Origin of the sequence: Pelosinus baikalensis, from assembly GCF_020819555.1 — a bacterium.
GTDB lineage: Bacteria > Bacillota > Negativicutes > DSM-13327 > DSM-13327 > Pelosinus > Pelosinus baikalensis.
Genome location: NZ_JAJHJB010000022.1, coordinates 71,766 through 93,547, shown reverse-complemented (window position 1 = coordinate 93,547; position 21,782 = coordinate 71,766). Strand labels below are relative to the sequence as shown.

Below are 21,782 nucleotides of genomic sequence, written 5' to 3'. Positions count from 1 at the left end.
TTTCTCAAAACAAACTTAGCAATTCCGACTACGTTAGACTCAGCCATGCCCTGCAGGAGTAGAGCATAAGCTTTGCTAGCCCCTTGATCTGGTACAAGGTAGTAAGAGCTATCATAATAACGGTTGTCGATTTCATCAAGCTTTACAAAGTCGCTGATCTCTATAATTCGGCTTGCCTTTGGGCTGATAGCTTCCAAATCAGCATCACTTATAACGACATATCTATCCTCAGACAATTTATAACCCTTAACGATTTCAGATGCTGGTACTTCTGCACCGTCACCAGCAACTTTTTTGTATTGTATCCTGCTATAGTCGCTCTTTCTGAGCTGGTTAAAACTAATAGTCTTAGAGCGAGTAGCCTTAACCATTGTTACAGGGACATTTACCAAGCCAAAAGACAAAAGACCTTTCCACATTGATTTCATGTTCCCACCACTTTCTATTTATAATTTAGTTTACATAATAATGATTATTATATCATAAATAAGGATATATCTGTGCTAGTAAATGTTGCAAAATAGAGAAACTCCCGGCTTAATAGCATGGGGAGTTTAATTTTATTGCCTGGATTTCATGAAATTATCTACTTGAATCTTTGCTCTATCATCAGCTTTTTTCGCCCAATCTATCTTTTTCATTTTTAATATTTCTTCTGAAAATTCCCCTGAATAATCACTTGGGATTTCAGCCATATATTTGTCAACAAAATTAAATTCGGCTTTACCATCATAAAACATTGCATTGGCGTAATTGTAAAGGTGCTTTCCATTAGGAAAATTTTTCTCTTTGTAATCAATTACAGATTTGTCTAAATTTTTATAATGAAATAATGAAAATTTTTGGGATGCCTTTTCATAATCTGATCGTTTTAAATAATTTAATCCTTCTGCGTATGTTGTTGGCATGTCCTTTATTATTTTACTATTTGCTTCATCTTCTCTGTTTTTCTCCGAAATAGCAAATGACACCATTGCTATTATTAATATAGCGGCAACTGAAATCCAAAAACCTTTACCCACGTTTTAACCTCACTCTTTTATTAAGATATTAAATTATATTTACAACAAATAACATTATATTCCTGCTTAATCATGAAAAAAGCCCAACGCAATGGCTGGGCGAATTATTGAAATTTGCATATTATAATCAAGGAAAATATTATTTAAATAGATATGTTGCTTCAATCTTATCGTTGCCAAAACCGTTGCCACAACAAACAATAACAAGCAGTAATGTTAATTAGTAATCATTTAACACATGCAGTACTATCAACACATCCGACAATCGACCATAATGAAAATATGCTCAAATTACGACTCTTAATCAGTAGGTTCGGGGTTCGATTCCCCGGTGTGTCACCAGTAAATTCGAGGGTTTGCAGAGATGTAAGCCCTTTTTTATGTTAACTGAGTCTTTTTTGGCAAAGACAAAATAACTTAATAATAGATAAAAAAATTAGCAAGCTATTTTGCCTGCTTTTTTGCTTTTTCAATAGTTGACTGCATAATTTGACTAATTTATGCAGTCAACTAGGGGAAATTTGCATGCCTAGTTCTTTGTAGTAGGGGGTGAATTATATGGTATATAATATAACGTTAAATTTCACACTCCATATTCGCCGCAGAATTCTACTTAGAGAATATTATCGAAAAAAATACATTGATATTTGGGGAAATATCCATTTACTGGTATTTTCTAAATTGGTATTATATTAAATAATGATATTGATAATTATTATCAATATGTTATTTGAAAGAAGTATTCATAATAGAAGATGGGGGGACGATCACTGTAACTTTATTAGAGTTATGTTAATTTCTGATATTAAATAATAATATGCAATAATATCATGAGTAACTCAAATTATGTTTTTATTCTTGAGGATAGCGTCATATTTTAGTTTATCGGTCAACGTTGAAAAAAAGGAAATGGTAAGATGAACTATTTAAAAATGAAAGGGAAGATTGCACTTGTTACAGGAGGTGCCCAAGGCATTGGAGAGTCTATCGTTCGGGCATTAACTGAATCCGGTGCAGTTGTTGCTATGTTAGATCATAATGCAGCAAAACTTAATAGTCTTGTAAACGAATTGAAGTCACAAGGATGCAATGTAGAGGCTTTTCTTGTAGATGTCAGTGATAGTAAAGCTGTTAATACAGTTGTAGATTTAATTGAACGTAATATTGGTCCTATTGATATTTTAATCAATGTCGCTGGTGTGTTACGTATGGGCTTAATTAGTTCACTTAGTGATCAGGATTGGGAGAAGACTTTTGCAGTTAACTCAAGAGGGGTTTTTAATGTATCTCGTTCTGTGAGTAAGTACATGATTCCTCGCCAAAAAGGATCAATTGTAGTTGTTGGGTCAAATGCCGCAAAAGTTCCTCGAATATCAATGGCGGCTTATGCAGCTTCCAAGGCTGCTGCCACCATGTTTACTAAATGTTTAGGCTTAGAGCTGGCTCAGTATAACATTCGTTGTAATATAGTTTCACCTGGGTCTACGGATACTGAAATGCAGTGGTCTCTGTGGAAAGATGAGAATGGAGCACGAGCTGTTATTGCAGGTACACCGGAAGCATTTAAAATAGGAATTCCGTTAAAGAAAATAGCAGAACCTTCTGACATAGCAGATGCTGTTCTCTTTTTAGCTTCTGATCGAGCCAATCATATTACAATGCTTGACTTGTGTGTGGATGGTGGAGCTACTCTAGGAGTCTAAAAAGTTCTCGAAATGCAGGGCATTTATTTAATTAATAAGGGAGGTAATAAAAAATATGAAACATCAGAGTAATTCTGCAGTATTAGAAAAACAGCTTTTAAATGACTATCAAGTTGGTGACTTTTTCTTTGCTTCACCAAAGAGAACGCTGTTGGGAAAAGGTTCTTTTGCTGTGATCCTAAGTGACAAAGAAAAAGCGAACCAATTGGAATGCCTTGCTGAACGTGTTTTGGCTGTATTAGAAAATGCTAAAGAGCATGGCTACAGCAATCCAGTAGTTGTAGGAGCAGTACCATTTGATTATAGAAAAAATGTCCAATTGATTGTTCCTGAAACGATAAAGCTATCAACTCCATTACAATTTGATTCTATCAAGCCATTACAATCGTCGATGGCATCTACATATGAAATTAATTCTGTACCAGAACCTGCTCAATATAAAGAAGGAATAGAAAAAGGAATTCATTATATAAAGACTGGTCATCTTAGTAAGATTGTTTTGTCAAGATCACTGCACCTTACTTCATCGACAACAGTAGATATCCATCAATTGCTTCATAATCTAGCGCAGCATAATACTCTTGGTTATACTTTCGCCGTTGATTTACCTAAGAATATTTCAGATAAATCTGGCTTAAATGTTTCTTTCTCAACAGGGAGAACGTTAATTGGAGCCAGCCCTGAGCTGCTTGTAACAAAAACAGGATTACATTTAATGGCTAATCCACTGGCAGGATCTAGACCTCGCAGTGAAGATCCTGGGGAAGATCAACGATTAGCTGCAGAGTTACTTTCATCTACTAAGGATTTACATGAACATAAGGTTGTTGTTAGTGCAGTTGCTGCTGCTCTTAGGCCTTATTGTCTTACATTGGACGTGCCGGAAGAACCTGCATTAATGCATACAGAGACGATGTGGCATCTTTCAACAGTGATAAGAGGGGAGATTAAACGTCCTTCAACTTCTTCTTTAGAGCTGGCAATTGCTCTTCATCCGACTCCTGCTGTTTGTGGGTCTCCTACGGAGCTAGCACGAGAGGCCATTGGAGAAATTGAACCATTTGACCGAGGATTTTTCGCCGGAATGGTTGGTTGGTGCGATGCAAATGGTGATGGTGAATGGGCAGTTACTATTCGCTGCGCAGAGGTAGAGGCACGTTCGCTTCGATTGTTCGCAGGAGCTGGAGTGGTTGCTGAATCAACCCCAGAAGAAGAATTGGCAGAAACGTCAGCAAAGTTTCGTACCATGCTGTTTGCTATGGGACTGAGTAAGGATGTGATATATAAATGATGCTAACTAAATACCCTTCTTGGCCTAAAGAGTTTGCTGATTTCTATAGGAAGGAGAACTGCTGGAGTGGGGAAACATTTGGCACAATGCTGCGTGAACGTGCTAAGAGCCAAGGCGAGCGCATTGCCGTTACAAGTGGAGAAATAAGTTTCAGTTACGCAGCATTAGATAATGAGGCTGACCGTTTAGCTGCTGGATTTCAGACACTAGGCATAAAGAAGGGGGATCGTGTGGTGATTCACCTTCCTAATGTAATTGAGTTCTTTGAAGTTATTTTTGCTTTATTCAGGTTAGGCGCATTGCCTGTCTTTGCTCTCCCTTCACACCGAAACAGTGAAATCATCTATTTTTGTGAGCTTACTGAAGCTGTTGCCTATGTTATCCCGGATACTTACGCTGAGTTTGACTATCGTACACTTGCCAGGGAGGTTAAAAACAAAGTTTCAACTTTGCAGCATGTAATTGTGACAGGTGATCCCGAGGAATTTATATCTTTGACAGATCTGTATGCAGATACTATTGCAGAGCAACCAGAAGTAAATCCTGGGGATGTTGCTTTTCTTCAATTGTCCGGTGGGAGTACTGGACTTTCCAAGTTGATTCCCCGAACACATGATGACTATATATATAGCTTGAGAGTCAGCGATGAGATTTGTCAAATGGATCAGGATAGTGTGTATCTTGCCGTCCTTCCCGTTGCTCATAACTATCCCCTTAGTTCACCTGGTGTGCTTGGCACGTTGTATGCAGGCGGTAGAGTTGTTCTTGCAGCTGGGGCTAGTCCGGATGAAGCATTTCCGCTTATTGAGCGTGAAGGCGCTACGATTACGGCGCTTGTTCCACCTCTTGCTTTAATATGGCTTGAAGCTGTATCCTCCCGCCATTATGACTTGTCTAGTCTTAAAGTGCTGCAAGTAGGTGGAGCTAAATTCAGTGAGGAAGCGGCGCGTCGAGTAAAACCTGCATTTGGTTGTACGCTGCAGCAAGTATTTGGCATGGCTGAAGGATTAGTTAATTATACAAGGTTAGATGATTCTGAAGAAACGATTGTGAGTACGCAAGGGAGACCCATGTCACAGTATGATGAAATTCGGATAGTGGATGAAGACGATGTTGACGTGGAGCCAGGCAGCCTTGGACAATTATTAACAAGAGGACCCTATACCATTCGTGGGTATTATAAAGCTGAAGAGCATAATGCTAAGGCATTCACTCCCGATGGCTTTTATCGAACAGGTGATTTAGTAAGAGTGAATGAGTCTGGTTATATAGTCGTGGAAGGTCGTGATAAGGATCAAATCAATCGCGGTGGTGAAAAAATTGCAGCGGAAGAGGTTGAGAATCATCTCCTTGCTCATGATGCTGTACTTGATGTAGCAATTGTTTCAATGCCCGACAAATTTCTTGGGGAAAGGTCATGTGCTTTTGTGATACCCCGCCACCAAACTCCAACTGCGAGTGAGCTTAAAAGATTTTTAAGGGAACGTGGAATTGCTGCTTTTAAAATTCCTGACAGGATTGAATTTATCCATTCATTTCCTTATACTCCATTAGGAAAAGTAAGTAAGAAAAAATTGCGTCAGCTGATTGCTAAGAAACTTATAGTCCGTGCTGCTGCAAATTGATAAGGTATATAAAAATAAAGGAGTGATTCGATGGCTATTCCGGCTATCTCACCATATTCCATGCCTATGGCATCAGATTTTCCTCAAAATAAAGTATCGTGGAAAGCAAATCCAAAACGTTCGGTCCTTCTCATTCATGATATGCAACAGTATTTTCTTAATGCTTATACCTTAGGAGAATCACCAATAATACAGCTTATTGAGAATATACAATTATTAAAAGCCCAATGTACAGAACTTGGTATACCCGTTGTTTATACGGCGCAGCCGGGCGATCAGAGACCTGAAGATCGAGCACTCCTCCAAGATTTCTGGGGACCAGGACTTGCTGATGATCCTTCTCAAACGAAAGTAATAGACGAGATTACACCCAACGCAAGCGACACTGTGCTTACAAAGTGGCGATACAGTGCATTCAAGAGAACCAAACTTATGGAAATCATGCAAGAGCAAGGGCGTGATCAACTGATTATTTGTGGTGTTTATGCCCATATTGGTTGTCTTTTAACAGCATGTGATGCCTTCATGCAAGATGTGGAAGCCTTCTTTGTGTGCGATGCAGTGGCAGATTTTTCTGCAGACCATCATAAGATGGCGATGACATATGCGGCTGATCGTTGTGCAGTAACCACTTCAACAACGCTGCTGCTTGATCAATTGAAAAGCATTCAACTATCACCTAACAAAGCAGTAACAAAAGCGAGCTTACACAGTCTGACGCAGCAGCTTGTGCGCCAGCAAGTTGCTGAACTTCTTGGCGAATCATCATCAGATATTGATGACAACGAGGACTTAATTGACAGGGGCTTAGATTCAATCAGAATTATGAGTCTTGTCGAGACATGGCGCAGTAAAGGGGCTGATGTTACTTTTGTGAAGCTTGCTGCAGGACCGACGATTTCTGCTTGGTGGAATCTATTATCTGCAAAATAAGAAACGCTTTTCTCATAAATGCTAATTATGAAGGAGGTAATGAAAAAATGCCAAATTGTCAAGAGGCTAGTTGGGGCTTGACCGGTGCGCAATCTGGTATCTGGTTCGCTCAACAACTTGAGCCAGAAAATCCAATTTATAATGCTGGTGAATATATAGAAATTAATGGAAAGATCGATTTGGAGTGCTTTGAGCTAGCGCTGAGGCAGGCTGTAAAGGAAACAGAATCGTTACATGTTAAATTTAGTGTAAATGAACAGGGACCATGGCAAGTTATCCGTCCTTCTTCTGACTTTCCTTTACATTTTTTCGATGTCAGTACAGAGGAACACCCACAGCAAGCAGCGCAAATGTGGATGAATGATGACCTTGCAAGGTCAATTGATCTCAGACTGGATCCTCTTTTCTGCCAAGCTTTATTTAAAGTTGCATCCAATCGGTTTTTCTGGTATCAGCGTATTCATCACATTGTAATGGATGGATTTGGTTTTTCTCTTATTTCGCAGCGTGTGGCTAGTATTTACACTGCACTTATAAATAATCTTGCTTATGATGAAGGTGCTTTTGCTCCCTTACGTTTGGTTCTAGAAGAAGACTTATCGTATCGTGCCTCAGAGAATTTTTTGCGAGATCGTCAGTTTTGGCTAGAACGTTTTGCAGATGGACCGGAGGTTATTAGTCTAGCAAATCGAGCACCTAGGACTTCTAAGAGCGTCTTTCGCCAGACCGCGAACTTATCACCGTCTATCACACATTCCTTGCAGACTGCAGCGCACAAATTTAAAGGAAGCTGGCATGAAACGCTGATTGCAGCAACAGCTGTTTATGTACATCGTTTGACAGGGTCACAAGATGTAATTCTTAGTTTGCCAATGATGGGACGATTAGGATCCGCTTCACTAAATACGCCTAGTATGGTAATGAATTTGCTGCCACTTCGTTTGTTAGTACGACCAGATATGGACTTTACTGAGCTGGTGAAACAAGTTTCAAAAGAAATGCGCAGTGCGGGGAAACATCAAAAATATCGACATGAGGAATTACGGCGTGATCTTAAGCTGCTTGGAGAGAATCAGAGATTATTCGGTCCGCAAATTAATATAATGCCCTTTGAGTATGGGCTGGACTTTGCTGGAAATAAAGGGATCACACATAAGTTAGCAACAGGTCCTGTTGATGACTTGTCCATTAACGTTTATGACAAGTCTGATGGAAATGGATTAAGATTTGACTTAGATGCTAACCCTGAAGTTTACAGCCCCAACGATTTAGCTATTCACCAGAAACGCTTTCTAGGCTTTCTTGAAAAAATTGCAACTGCGAAGCAGGATCAACCCATAGGAAAGATGGAGCTTCTCTTGCCTGAAGAACGTGAACAGGTATTGATTCATTGGAATAAAACGAACCAAACATTACCGTCTGTTGACCTGCCAACATTGTTTGAGAGACAAGTTTCTGAAAATCCTGAGTTGACTGCCTTAGTATGTGGGGACACCGTTCTTAGTTATAAGGAGTTAAATAAAAGGGTAAATCGTCTTGCTCATCTACTTATTGATCAAGGTCTGGGACCTGAGAAATTTGTAGCTTTAGCAGTACCACGTTCAGTAGAAATGGTTATCTCCATGCTAGCTGTTCTTAAGACAGGAGCTGCATATTTGCCCATAGATCCAGATTATCCAGCAGACCGGATTGAATTTATGCTAAGTGATGCCCAGCCTGTTTGTATGATTACAAGTACAGCAGTTGCATCAAAAGTACCCGTTAATAGTGCGCAATTCAGGATTGTAATTGATACAGCAGAGATTGCTAGGACGCTTGAGAATTATCCTGACGCTAACGTATCTAACTCACAGCGTAAAGCGGTTATTTCACCACTTAATCCAGCTTATATGATCTATACGTCGGGTTCTACGGGCAAACCGAAAGGTGTTGTCGTTCTATCGGAAAGTTTAATTAATTTTCTTCAATCAATGCAAAGCCAATTCTCACTAACTCAGCAAGATAGACTTCTTGCCGTAACTACTATCGCTTTTGATATTTCAGGTTTGGAGATATTCCTTCCTCTTATCACTGGAGCGAGTTGTATCATTGCTGAAAAGGAAACCGTTCAAGATCCTCTAGCCTTAACAAATATGCTTGAAAAAAGTAATATTACGATTATGCAAGCTACGCCAACGCTTTGGCATGCCCTAGTGACAACCTATCCAAATGCGTTACGTGGACTTAGAGTTCTGGTTGGAGGAGAAGCACTTCCAATCAGTCTTGCAGCTGCTTTGCATGGTTTAGGCTGCGAAGTTACCAATCTATATGGACCAACTGAAACGACGATTTGGTCATCCGCAGTTACCCTTGATCCTGGGCAGACGGGAGTACCTTCTATCGGAAAGCCAATTTGGAATACTCAGATGTATGTGTTAGATTCTGGTTTACAGCCAGTTCCTGCAGGAGTTGCAGGTGATTTATATATTGCTGGTACTGGACTTGCTCGTGGCTATTTAGGTCGTCCAGCTTTGACGGCTGAACGCTTTGTGGCGAATCCCTATGGCCCCAAGGGAAGTCGGATGTATCGAACTGGCGACCTTGTTCGTTGGAGTCCTGACGGTTCTTTAGATTACATTAGCCGCGCTGATCATCAAATTAAAATGCGTGGTTTTCGTATAGAGCTTGGAGAAATTGAGGCTGTACTTGCGAAGCATTCTGGCATTGACCAGGTTACGGTTATTGTTCGTGAAGATCAGCCAGGAGACAAGCGTTTAGTAGCCTATATCGTTCCTGTTTTGGAAGATAGTCCAGATTCAGCCGAGCTTCGTCAGTATTTGGGGAGTCATCTGCCAGATTATATGGTACCTTCCGCATTTGTGCTAATGAGTGAGTTGCCGCTAACGCCAAATGGCAAGATTAATCGTAAAGAGTTACCTGCACCCGATCTCTCTACAATAGTTACTGGCCGCGGGCCTAGGTCACCCCAAGAAGAAATTTTAAGCGATTTGTTTGCTGAGGTTCTTGGGCTTCCTCATATTGGGATTGATGATAGCTTTTTTGATTTAGGTGGTCATTCTCTTCTTGCATCGAGTCTGATGATTCGCATTCGTGACGCTTTTGGTGTCGAACTAGGCATTGGTAAAATTTTTGAATCGCCTACTGTTGCGGGTCTTGTAGAGCAGCTGAGTGGCGGCAAGAGTGCTCGATTACCTGTGCACAAAGCTGCGAAACGGTCAAAGATTCCTCTTTCTTTCGCACAGCGCCGATTATGGTTCCTTTACCGCCTGGAAGGTCCTAGTCCAACCTATAATATTCCGATGGTTGTACGTTTGTCTGGAAAACTAGATCGAAGTGCGTTGCAGGGAGCTCTAAATGATGTGGTTGAACGTCATGAAATCTTGCGCACCATCTTCCCAGAGACGATGGGGATCTCCCATCAATACGTTTTAGATGCTGCTGAGGCACAAGTAGAACTGCTTGTTTCTAATATCAGTAAGACCGAACTTCAGACTGAGCTTACTGATGCTGTGCGATATAGTTTTGATCTTGCAGTAGAACCAGCCATTCGCGCACAACTTTATATACTAGGACCAAATGAACATATTCTGCTGCTTTTAGTACATCATATTGTAGGAGATGGATGGTCGCTAACGCCACTTACACGTGATCTTAGTACAGCCTATAATGCACGTCGCGCTGGTGCAACTGCTAAGTGGTCGCCGTTACCGGTACAGTATGCTGATTACGCCCTTTGGCAGGAAGGTCTTTTGGGCAATGAAAATAATGAGGATAGTTTGGCTTACACACAACTTGAATTCTGGAAGGAGACACTCGCTAATCTGCCGGATCAGTTAGAATACCCTACAGATTACAAACGTCCAGAGGAGGCTAGTTATCGTGGTGAAACACTAGATTTTTACATCAATCCAGAACTGCACCGTCGCTTACTTGGTCTTGCCAAGGGCAGTGGTACCAGCTTATTTATGGTATTGCAATCTGGACTTGCTGCATTGCTTACCCGGCTTGGTGCAGGTAATGATATTCCTATTGGCAGTCCAATTGCCGGGCGCAGCGATGATGCTTTAGGTAATCTTGTAGGATTGTTCGTTAATACCTTAGTGCTGCGTACAGATACATCTGGTGATCCTAGCTTCCGCGACCTTCTGAATAGAGTCCGAAAGGTTAATCTAAATGCTTATGAAAATCAAGACTTACCTTTTGAACGGCTTGTTGAGGCTCTTAACCCAGTTCGGTCAAGAGCAAGACATCCTCTGTTTCAGATCATGTTGGCATTACAGAATACGCCTGATCCTAATCTGGAAATGTCTGATCTTCAAAGTAATTTTCATCTTCATAGTGTAGGTGCTGCAAAGTTTGATCTTACGATGGAACTTCGAGAGTTGCATACTAAAGAGGGGCATCCGGCTGGTCTGAATGGGTTTCTCGAATATAGTACAGATTTATTTAAACGTGACACGGTTAAGCTTCTTATCGACCGTATGCTGAGGTTATTGGAAGCTGCCTCTTCTGATCCAGATCAGCTGATTGGACGTTTAGAAATCCTTTCCTCAGAAGAGCGCCAAAAGATACTTAGCGATTGGAATCAAACTTCAGAAGAAACACGATCAAATTGTTTAACGACATTGTTTGAGGAACAAGTTACCCGAAGCCCTAAAGAAATTGCGGTGGTATTTGAGGATGCAGCATTTACCTATGAAGAGCTAAACATGAGAGCAAATCAACTTGCCCATCTGCTGATTGCCAAGGGAGTAGGACCAGAACAATTTGTTGCGTTGGTCTTGCCTAGATCATTAGAAATGATCGTGGGTCTGCTTGCTGTACTCAAGGCAGGTGCAGCATATCTGCCTATAGATCCAGAATATCCAAGTGATCGGATCGCGTTTATGCTTGGCGATGCGCTGCCTACGTGCATTTTTACAAATTCGAATGTAGAGTCAAAGCTGCCCATGATAAAGAATGGAATGCAAGTTGTTCTTGATGAAGTTGGTACAATAGAGGGATTAAAACAGTATCCAGCTGCCAATCCGGTTGATGCTGACCGTGTTCAACCATTATCACCTTTTAATTCAGCGTATATTATTTATACTTCTGGTTCAACGGGTGTGCCAAAAGGCGTAGTCATTCCCCATCAAAATGTCGTTAGACTTTTTGGTACGACTGAACACTGGTTCCATTTTCATTCAGATGATGTGTGGACAATGTTTCATTCTTACGCATTTGACTTTTCGGTGTGGGAGATTTGGGGGGCGCTGCTGCATGGAGGTCGCCTCGTTGTCGTACCTCTTTCCATCAGTCGATCACCAGCAGAGTTTCTACAACTGCTTGTGAGTGAAAAGGTAACTGTTCTTAACCAGACCCCGTCAGCATTTTATCAATTAATGCAGGCCGATCGAGAATATCCAGATCTTGGACAGGAGCTTTCCTTGCGCTTCGTGATTTTCGGTGGTGAAGCACTTGAGCTTAGTCGATTGGAAGATTGGTATCGCAGGCATCCAGAAAATGCTCCAACGCTTATCAACATGTATGGCATCACGGAAACGACTGTACATGTCAGCTACCTTGCGCTTAACAAGAGCATTGCTTCTAGGAAAGGAAACAGTCTTGTTGGTTGTGGTATAACAGATCTTGATGTGTACGTATTAGATGCTCACTTACAGCCAGTTCCGCCTGGAGTAGTGGGGGAACTATATGTTGCTGGAGCTGGACTCGCTCGTGGTTATTTAGGGCGCCCTGGTCTGACGGCTCAACGTTTTGTAGCGAATCCATTTAGTTCCTCAGGTACTCGGATGTATCGTACGGGTGATTTAGCTCGCTTTCATGAAGATGGTTCCTTAGATTATATGGGGCGTGCTGATCATCAGATTAAGATTCGGGGCTTTCGTGTCGAACTGGGGGAAATTGAGGCTGTACTTGCAAAACATTCTAATGTTGAACAAGTTGCGGTGATCGTTCGTGAAGACCAGCCAGGCGATAAGCGTCTAGTCGCTTATGTCGTATCTGCCGCAAAAATTAGTTTTGATTCAGCTCGTTTGCGGCGACATGTTGCCGAGGTTCTTCCTGATTACATGATTCCATCTGCTTTTGTAGAAATTGCAGGTTTACCATTGACATCGAATGGAAAGCTTGATTGCAAAGCCTTACCGGAACCTGATTTTGGTGCAGTAGTAATAGGGCGTGGACCTAGAACACCTCAAGAAGAGGTACTGCGTGATCTGTTTATGGAAGTTCTCGATTTGCCACGTGTAGGTATTGATGATGGTTTCTTTGACCTAGGAGGTCATTCTCTGCTTGCTGTGCATTTAATGAGTAAAATTCGTGACTCCCTAGGAGTTCAATTGAATATTGGTAATTTATTTGAGGCTCCTACGGTTGCAGGTCTTGCCGAACGACTTAAAATGGGTACTAGCCAAAGTGCATTGGATGTTCTGTTGCCTCTTAGACCCAATGGAGGACAACCCCCACTATTTTGCGTGCATCCAGCAGGGGGGCTTAGTTGGTGCTACGCAGGACTGATGACATCCCTAGGAACCGATTATCCAATCTATGGGTTACAAGCCCGGGGTATTTCTGAGCTAGTAGAATTCCCCCAGACACTGGATGAAATGGCAGCTGATTATATCAAGCATATCCGTACCATTCAGCCAGTCGGTCCTTACCATCTACTCGGATGGTCTCTCGGAGGAAATATCATACAGGCAATGGCAACTCAGCTGCAAAATCAAGGGGAAACAATAAATCTTGTTGCCATGCTCGATGCTTATCCAAGTCACTTCTTGCAGATTAAAGACGTTCCTGATGAGGAAGAATCACTTATCGCCCTGCTTGCTTTGGGTGGTTATGATCCAGAAGGTCTAGAAGACAAACCGTTAGATGTTGCTAGTACGATTGAAATACTTCGTCGAGATGGAAGCGCATTAGCGAGTTTAGAAGAGAGGACTATTTTGAACCTTAAAGAAACGTATGTAAATTCAGTTCGTATTTTGAGCCAATACCGACCTAAACCATTTAATGGGGATATCTTGTTTTTTAGATCTACTATAATACCCGAGTGGTTTGATCCCATTTACCCAGAATCATGGAAGCCTTATATTGATGGACAAATTGAGCAGTATGATATTGAGTGTCGTCACAAGGATATGTGCCAGCCCGGACCACTTGCTGCGATTGGGCAGATACTTGCAAGCAAACTGTGTGTAGCAGTAACTAATGAAGGAGGAGATAAATGATGATCAATCCTTTTGAGAACGAAAACGGTACCTACGTTGTACTGATGAATGAGGAAGGTCAGTATTCTCTCTGGTCTGCCTTTCTGGACGTACCTACTGGATGGACTGTTGTATATGGAGAAGAAAGTCGCCTGGTATGTCTAGACTACATCAATTCGCAATGGAGCGATATGCGCCCCAATAGTCTAAAGTCTGTCACAAGTATTAGTGAGGAGAGTGAAAATGAGGATACAGCTTAATCCTAAATTAGTGGTTAGTATTGTATATGTAACAGCTATGTTTATGGCTGCAATGGACGGGACGATTGTAAATGTCGCCCTGCCTGCAATTAGTAATGAATTTCAAATTCCTCCAACGGCTACCAGCGGAATTAATGTTGGATACTTAGTAAGTATCGCTGTGTTTCTTCCAATGGCAGGATGGCTTGGGGATCGATTTGGAACCAAGAGGATTTTTTTAATTGCACTAAGTATATTTACATTTGCATCAGTCTTATGTGGCTTTGCTAGTAATCTTCAGACTTTGAATTTGTTTCGAGTATTTCAGGGGGCTGGAGGAGGATTGCTTACTCCAGTGGGAATGGCAATGTTGTTTAGAATGTTCTCTCCCGAAGAACGACCGAAAGTATCTCGATCTCTTGTATTTCCCATTGCGATTGCACCTGCTCTTGGTCCAATCATTGGTGGAGTACTTGTAGAACAGTTATCTTGGCGATGGGTGTTTTACATCAATCTTCCTTTGGGGATTGTAGCATTGCTGTTTGGTTTCCTGTTTCTCATTGAACATAAAGAGCCTGCGGCAGGTCCTATAGACCTGCCGGGTTTCTTACTATCAGCTCCGGGTTTTTCTATGTTGATGTATGCACTTATTCAAGGTTCTTCTCAAGGATGGAGTTCTCCAGTCATCCTTGGCACAGGAATTTGTGGTCTCATTTTGGTTTGCATTCTAGTTTTAGTCGAACTACGTGTGGAAAAACCGATGCTCGATTTACGTTTATTATCTGATCGATTGTTTCGTACGATGAGTATAATCTCACTATTTGCAGTTGCTGGTTTAGTAGGGATACTCTTTATTTTTCCCTTGATGTACCAAAATACAATAAATGCCTCAGCTTTAGAAAGTGGGCTTATTATTTTTCCAGAAGCATTGGGGTTGATGCTTGCATCCCGATTAATGCCTTGGTCATACAAAAAGTTAGGTGGGCGTCAAGTTATTTCCATTGGCTTACTTTGCAGTATACTAGTATTTGTGCTATTAAGTATGGTTGGACCAGAAACAAATTCATGGTTCCTTAGATTTTTATTTTTTAACATCGGATTTTTCTTAGGTCACGCTGTGGTTGCTGTACAGTTTCTTACCTTCAACAATATCACTCCTGCATCAATGGGGAGGGCAACGACATTGTTCAACGTTCAAAACCGAATTGCTTCAGCCCTTGGTGTAGTAGTGTTGGCCAGCCTTCTTGGAGTATTTGGTACTAGCACTAGTGCAAATGGGATAGAACAGCCTCTTTTAGCAGCTTATCAGTTCACAGTGCTTGGTTCTGCTGCTTTTCTATTGGTGGGCCTATTTTTTGCCCTAGGAATTCGGAATGCAGATGTTGCAGCTGCAGTGCCAAAGCAATCTCCTGCTCAAACCTCTGATATGGGGTCAATCGTAAAAGCAAGCGAGTAATGTGCCATAAATATTAACAATCTATTAATGTGAAAAGACATAGCTCCGATTCTATAACATTGACTGACATGAACACAGGTAAAGCAATTACTGATTTTACGTGTAAACAGTATAAGATTAATAATCAGTATAGGCTTTCAGTTTGTGCAAATCAAGATAATATGAATCACTTTGCGAAATTACCTTTTCTAGTTTCTTTCAATAAGATATGTAATGATTTAAAGATTTCTTTAGCAGGATCAAGAACTACTAATTAAATCAAATGACGAAAGGGTGGAACAATAATGAGTAATAACGAATTACGTCAATTGCAAACAAGAGTCAACGATGTAAATTTAGAGCTGTTAAAGTTAATTAATGAAAGAGGTAAACTGATTCAAGATATAGACCAAGCCAAGGAAACCCACGGAATTCACCGTTACGATCCGGCCAGGGATAGAAAAATGCTGGATAACATTCATGAACATAATAACGGTCCTTTCGAAAAATCTACCATTGAGCATATTTTTAAGGAAATTTTTAAAGCTGGATTAGAACTTAATAAAGATGATCACCGCAAGGCGCTGCTCGTCTCACGTAAATACAAGCCAGAAAATACCATCGTAAACCTTAGAGGCGAACAAATTGGTGATGGTAAGCAGTATTTCATATTTGGACCTTGTGCTGTAGAATCCTATGAACAAGTAGCTGCAGTAGCAAAAGCGATGAAGGAAAAGGGATTGAGACTTCTAAGGGGGGGGAGCTTATAAACCGCGGACCTCTCCCTATGATTTTCAAGGGCTCGGGGTTGAGGGCTTAAAAATTTTAAAACGTGTTGCCGATGAATATGATATGGCAGTAATCAGTGAAATAATCAATGCTGCTGACCTCAAAATGGCTGCGAACTACATTGATGTCATTCAAATTGGATCTAGAAATATGCAAAACTTCGAGCTATTAAAGGCGGCCGGAGGGATAAACAAGCCTGTACTTCTAAAAAGAGGCTTAGCGGCTACGATTGAAGAATTTATTAACGCGGCAGAGTATATAATGTCACAGGGAAATGACCAAATTATTCTTTGCGAACGAGGAATTAGGACCTATGAAACCGCAACTAGAAATACATTAGATATCTCGGCCGTTCCAATATTAAAACAAGAAACACACTTGCCGGTCTTTGTTGATGTAACTCATTCGACAGGGCGGAGGGACTTATTATTGCCTGCCGCTAAAGCTGCAATGGCAATTGGAGCAGATGGAGTCATGGCAGAAGTGCATCCAGACCCTGCTGTAGCACTATCTGATTCTGCACAGCAAATGGATTTAAAACAGTTTGATCATTTCTTTAGCGAATTGCTATCTTCAAACTTTGTCAGAGTTTAATATTAGGAAAGCAACGTTTTCTGCCTTCGCAGAGTTAGTTCTGGAGCTTTTTCTATTAGCATAATCTATAAAAGACTAAGAAGTCCGTGTAGATCGCCTCTTTAAAGGTGAATTCACGGACTTCTTAGCGTTTTATTGCTATAGCTGATTGGCGTATACTTGATTTTTTGAAGATTCATGTATGGTTGTATCACGCAGCCAAGTATGCTGAAGGGAATTCATTCCCTTGGAAGCATGGATAAAAGCCTCTAGGGGAGTTAAGTTGTAAGTTCCTGTGGAAAAGATGGTAGTATCAACGACAGAGCCGGTAGCGACATTATACACTGTCTGGCTTATTGTTATGTAATAGGTGTTTCTTTCTTGCTTTACGCGCATGGCGTTTACTTCAGATATAATCGCCCACTGGCAGCCGGAGGTAGTGGCTGCTTCTCGCCATGGAGTAGATGTAGATTCTTTCGATAAAGTATAGTCTGGTATTGTCTGCCGATATTCATCATATAACGCTTCGTTCATATACCAAAAGTCTGCTGTCAAACTTGCCGGTAGATTATTTTGGAGTGGGGCAATGTAGACGCGTCCGTGATTTGCTCGCTTGGCGACAACCTGGGTGGGAAGCTGGATTCCAGCTGCTGCGGCTTGGTGGCGTTTATCATAATAATTTTTTATTGCGGAGTCCAAGTAGCCGATCAATAGGTGGGGATCATTAACAGTGGAAGGCGTGGTCCATTTGATTTCTTGGCCAAACTGTTTGTACCCGCCTACTAGAGTTTGCAGGATTCCGGTGACCGGATCGCCGGAATTGACTACCCGTGTTAGAGGAAGAAGGGGTTCGAATTTAGCAGCAAATGCAGCGTTACCCACTGCAGGAGCGCCAAAGGTGATGACTCTGATTTGCTCAGGGCGGATTCCCATACTGATCAGCCTTGCCCCAGTTAAGGTTGCGGCTGCGCCTCCCAAACTATGACCGGTAAGGTAAATCTTGCTTCTGCTGTCAGTCAGAAGTAAATTTGGTAGAGAAAATGGTGTCTGTTGGGCATTTCGTAGGGTTGCAGAGGGACCAGCTTGCACAAACTCGTAAAAACCTCTATGGACTTTTGGTTCACTATTAGGAACATTTTGTTTTGCGGCATTGGTTGAGAATTCTTCATCACTACTGCCTGCAAAATATACTTTATCAAACTTTAGGTTTGCCTTAATATCTCCATTGCTTTCTGTCCCAACAATTGCCAGAACATACAACGGAACATTTGTTTCCAGATCTTTTTTTGCTACAAGAAAGCGGATACCAGTGTGACCTTGAGGTTGAACATAGTGATCAATTTGCCATCCGTCCTGTTTCAGATACTGAGTGGCTAATTCACCAACCCGACGGCTGTAAGCCGCTGTACTGGCCCCTGCTGCAATATATAATAAATAGGCTTCCTCATATTCTTCTTTTGGTCCGGCATAGGAAAGAACCGGACTCCACAATAGCATAAGGCTGAGTAGAAAAAGGAATATCTTTTTCATGCAGAAACCTCCATCAGTACACAACTTTATTCAGTAGTGCTTCTATAAGAATAACACGTTTGGACAGGTAATGTCTAAGATTTCGAATATCCTGACTTGAAATAATATACTAGAGAGAGTTAAAGTCTGCCAGACCGAATAATAGCATAAAGCAGCCAAATAAACATTACCATTGCAATTCCGAAGCCAATTTCAACAATGGGAATTTTCCATAACAAGGAAGAGTGCCCCGCAATACTTAAGCTAACAATAATGCTTGCCATAATGATGCTAAATGCCAGTAAGATAATGCTAAAAGACAATCGATTGCTAATACGGTCTTGGGTTTTTAAGATAAGTTCCATTTCTGGAATTGCAACCTCTAAACATAGTCTTCCGCGTTTGACAACAGAAATTAGTTCTTTAAAGTGTTGAGGAAAACTAAGGAAAAGCTCACTCAAGTCACTAAGACTTTGCCATAGAGTTTTCGTTAGATTCTTTGGATGCAGGCGTTCCATTAATAATTTTTGCCCGAATGGTTCGGCAACATCGAGAATGCTCAAGCGTGGATCTAGCCTTTCAACAATTCCTTCCATAGTAAGTAATGCCTTTCCAACTAATACCAGATCGGCAGGAATTTTAATTTTGTGCTTTAGAGCAACTGCGAATATACTGCTCACGGCCTCTCCAAGACTTACTTTGCTTAGTGGAATTCCATAGTATTTTTCTTTCAAAACCTCAATATCTTCTCTGAGTTGAATTCTGTTGACATGATCAGGTACAATACCCATACGGAAAATTGTTTTCGTTAACTCATCTGAATCTTGACGCATTAAGCCAATGACTAAGGAGGATAGATTATATTTCATTTCGGAGCTGAGACGGCCAACCATTCCAAAATCCAAGAAGACAATGATTTCTCCTGGCAATACTACCACATTTCCAGGATGGGGATCTCCATGAAAGAAACCCTCCATAAAAATTTGATGAAAGATTCCTTTGGCGAAGCGTTCCGCTAAAAGAGAAAGGTTATAGCCTTGCTGTTTTAAATCTTCTTTCTTACTTATTTTTATTCCTTCGATATATTCTGCTGTTAGTACCTTTTGGGTGGAGTAGTCCCAATAGATTTTTGGAACATAGATCATAGGATTATTTGTAAATTGTTTTGAAATTTTTTCTGCGTTGCGGGCTTCACTCGTGTAGTCAAGTTCACTGCGAAGAGATTTTGAGAACTCATCAATCATATCCATGAGCTGATACGATTTTGCCCAGTGAAAACGTCGTTCTGCCAAGTTAGACAGCTCATAAAGAATCTCCAAATCTGTTTGGATATCAATAGCGATACTGGGACGCTGAATTTTTATGGCAACTGTCGTTCCTGTTTTCAAAACTGCTTGGTGGACTTGCCCGATGGAAGCTGCCGCTATCGGTTCTGGTTCAAAATGCTGAAAAAAAATTTCCAGAGTTCCTCCTAGCTCTTCTTGAAGTACAGAACGTACTTCAGTGAAGGAAAAAGCAGGAACTGCATCCTGCAGTTTTTCCAATTCATCAATAATCTCCGGGGGAAGAAGGTCCGGTCGTGTACTGGCAATCTGGCCGAGTTTGACATAGGTTGGACCTAATTGCTCAAGAACCAGTCGAATTCGTTCAGCTACGCCTCCAGTATTCTCCTTTGTAAATACTGGACGAACACGCTGGTAATAGGGAACCTTCTGCATTAAGCCTGTTTCTTCTACAATATAGTCGAAGCCTTGGCTTAGCAATGCAGTAGCAATTTCACGATACCGATTGATATGGCGTACTCTCTTTGCAAACATGAATACCTCCTGAATCAAACACAAAACCTTTTGTTTATGCTGCCCTACATTCGAATTCGTATTTTATAAATATCCCCTCTTATGACAGTGCATATACTTTTTCTCAGCAGGTTTATAATTATTTTAGTATAGATATCTTCTGCAGCAGGCATAGTAAAGCTAAAAATATCATGAATCTGATTTCATAAACAACTGTTCCCTTCAGGTAAACCATGGAGATTGCCAAACGTACTGCCCCAGGAATGTTGCTTGCTCTTGTTGCCGTCCTGATTGTTTTCTCATTCAAATAATTGCTCTTTGAACCGATACGAAAAATTCATCATAGTGGCATTTAAATCAGAACACCTTAGGATTAATCGCCTAAGGTGGCTGGTCATTTTTATGTATTCCCCCAAAAATGACTGACTAGTCATAAATTTGTCATATTTATCATTTATAATGTAATAAAAGCAAATATCTCAGTGTTATTTTATGGATGATTTCAAATTACATTGCAATAATTGTGACTTGATATATGAGTGAACAATTAACTGCTTTTATTTATATAGGGGGTATACAAATGCTGTTAGATATAGTATATGGGTCATTTTGTATCGGTGCTATCACGTTAGGTACTGTTTTTTGTATGTATTTTAAGCTGCCATAACAATGTCTATGGTAATGGTTTACATTAATGAGTGAGGTGAGTTTATTGAACAACAGTGAATGGAAAGGTCATCCGATTGTACTCTTTACTGGAGTTTTAGTATTATATACGCTAGGCAATTCAATCCTTTCATTATTAAATTTTTAGTGCTCTTTTACCAAATTTCGTGACTTGGTTTAGTAGTTATTTGTGTAAGCTGAATATGAAATAATGTAGTCGCTCTTTGAGGAGCGATTTTTCTTTATTAGTGTATAATATTAATTTTGCAAAAAATATATTAGTTATTGTATATTTAAAAATGAAAAAGGATACAGTAGAAGTATCTTTAAAATAAGAAGGTGATAAAAATGATATGGTTCTTAATTGTCGGAATCGTCTCTGGATGGTTAGCTGGTGTGGTTTCTCGAGGAGGCGGATTTGGTTTGTGGGGAGATTTAATAACGGGTATTGTAGGTGCTTACGTCGGTGGGTTCTTATTTAACATGATGGGTATATCTGCATATGGAATGATCGGTTCTATTGTTGTAAGTACGATAGGAGCCGTTGTATTTCTATGGGTATTGCGGTTGTTTACTCGCAACAAAACAGCTGCGTAGGCGATCTGTAGCAGCAGAGTCTTGTGCCGTCAACCACCTCTTTGAGGGGAAGGCGGCTTTTTTCATTTAAAATACCATATGAAAAATGCCCAAGCTTGTCGCTTGGGCAAAGGGTTAGGTGTTAATGATATTTTAAACGCCGAATTAGTTTGGAACCTAGATATACAAGCGCGCCAGCAGTCAAAGCCATACCTAGTTTTGATCCCATCATATCTTCCATCATATGGGATTTCCTATTGTGATGCCAATGATGACGAAACATAATAACACCCCCTTAAAATATAGTTTTTCCTTTATGTATATTGCAATGCTAAGTAATATATGGAATGTTTAATCATGGTTTTGGATAAATTATGAAAATGGATTTTGATTCAAGGGGGCATTTCTTGACAAAAT

At 40.7% G+C, this 21,782-nt stretch carries 14 protein-coding genes and 1 pseudogene; 10 read left to right on the top strand and 5 right to left on the bottom strand.

Annotation, left to right across the window (positions count from 1 at the left end):
• A partial coding sequence (gene ku / locus LMF89_RS15555; RefSeq protein ID WP_304622610.1) for a non-homologous end joining protein Ku occupies positions 1-428 on the bottom strand: 428 nt, incomplete at its 3' end.
• 132 nt (positions 429-560) lie between these two features.
• Entirely contained in the window at positions 561-1,022 is a 462-nt protein-coding gene (locus tag LMF89_RS15550; RefSeq protein WP_229535889.1) for a hypothetical protein, read from the bottom strand.
• Between the two features lie 917 nt (positions 1,023-1,939).
• Between LMF89_RS15550 and LMF89_RS15545 the strand changes: the two genes are divergently transcribed.
• The 9 genes and pseudogenes from LMF89_RS15545 to LMF89_RS15505 form a co-directional block, all read left to right on the top strand.
• The gene (locus tag LMF89_RS15545; protein ID WP_229535888.1) at positions 1,940-2,725 is read left to right on the top strand and encodes a 2,3-dihydro-2,3-dihydroxybenzoate dehydrogenase; all 786 of its coding nucleotides are present in this window, start codon (positions 1,940-1,942) and stop codon (positions 2,723-2,725) included.
• Between the two features lie 55 nt (positions 2,726-2,780).
• The gene (gene dhbC / locus LMF89_RS15540; RefSeq protein ID WP_229535887.1) at positions 2,781-4,016 is read left to right on the top strand and encodes an isochorismate synthase DhbC; all 1,236 of its coding nucleotides are present in this window, start codon (positions 2,781-2,783) and stop codon (positions 4,014-4,016) included.
• Positions 4,013-5,641: a (2,3-dihydroxybenzoyl)adenylate synthase gene (locus LMF89_RS15535; protein WP_229535886.1), complete on the top strand. Its 1,629-nt coding sequence runs from the start codon at positions 4,013-4,015 to the stop codon at positions 5,639-5,641. The genes dhbC and LMF89_RS15535 overlap by 4 nt, the downstream gene beginning before the upstream one ends.
• 30 nt (positions 5,642-5,671) lie before the next feature.
• Complete coding sequence (locus tag LMF89_RS15530; protein ID WP_229535885.1) at positions 5,672-6,574, top strand: isochorismatase; 903 nt, start codon at positions 5,672-5,674, stop codon at positions 6,572-6,574.
• Between the two features lie 47 nt (positions 6,575-6,621).
• Complete coding sequence (locus tag LMF89_RS15525) at positions 6,622-13,803, top strand: non-ribosomal peptide synthetase (protein WP_229535884.1); 7,182 nt, start codon at positions 6,622-6,624, stop codon at positions 13,801-13,803.
• Complete coding sequence (locus tag LMF89_RS15520) at positions 13,800-14,042, top strand: MbtH family protein (protein ID WP_229535883.1); 243 nt, start codon at positions 13,800-13,802, stop codon at positions 14,040-14,042. The genes LMF89_RS15525 and LMF89_RS15520 overlap by 4 nt, the downstream gene beginning before the upstream one ends.
• On the top strand, positions 14,026-15,477 hold the full coding sequence (locus tag LMF89_RS15515; RefSeq protein ID WP_229535882.1) for an MDR family MFS transporter: 1,452 nt from the start codon (positions 14,026-14,028) through the stop codon (positions 15,475-15,477). Before LMF89_RS15520 ends, LMF89_RS15515 begins: the two co-directional genes overlap by 17 nt.
• A 284-nt stretch (positions 15,478-15,761) precedes the next feature.
• Positions 15,762-16,226, top strand: coding sequence for a chorismate mutase (aroA, locus tag LMF89_RS15510; RefSeq protein WP_229535881.1), 465 nt, complete (start codon positions 15,762-15,764; stop codon positions 16,224-16,226).
• 46 nt (positions 16,227-16,272) lie between these two features.
• Positions 16,273-16,839, top strand: a pseudogene (locus LMF89_RS15505) (bifunctional 3-deoxy-7-phosphoheptulonate synthase/chorismate mutase); the annotation flags it as partial.
• A 138-nt stretch (positions 16,840-16,977) separates the two neighbouring features.
• Here the strand turns inward: LMF89_RS15505 and LMF89_RS15500 are convergent.
• Both LMF89_RS15500 and LMF89_RS15495 read right to left on the bottom strand, forming a co-directional pair.
• Positions 16,978-18,348 (bottom strand): lipase family protein, encoded by a 1,371-nt coding sequence (locus LMF89_RS15500; protein WP_229535880.1) that lies wholly within the window; start codon positions 18,346-18,348, stop codon positions 16,978-16,980.
• Positions 18,349-18,467: 119 nt separating this feature from the next.
• The gene (locus LMF89_RS15495; RefSeq protein ID WP_229535879.1) at positions 18,468-20,144 is read right to left on the bottom strand and encodes an ABC1 kinase family protein; all 1,677 of its coding nucleotides are present in this window, start codon (positions 20,142-20,144) and stop codon (positions 18,468-18,470) included.
• Between the two features lie 993 nt (positions 20,145-21,137).
• On the opposite strand from LMF89_RS15495, the gene LMF89_RS15490 reads away from it, so the two are divergent.
• Positions 21,138-21,386 (top strand): GlsB/YeaQ/YmgE family stress response membrane protein, encoded by a 249-nt coding sequence (locus tag LMF89_RS15490; RefSeq protein WP_007952783.1) that lies wholly within the window; start codon positions 21,138-21,140, stop codon positions 21,384-21,386.
• 121 nt (positions 21,387-21,507) lie between these two features.
• Here LMF89_RS15490 and LMF89_RS15485 read toward each other — a convergent pair whose 3' ends face one another.
• A complete protein-coding gene (locus LMF89_RS15485) occupies positions 21,508-21,648 on the bottom strand; it encodes a hypothetical protein (RefSeq protein WP_007952785.1) in 141 nt (46 codons plus the stop codon).
• Positions 21,649-21,782 lie beyond the last annotated feature (134 nt).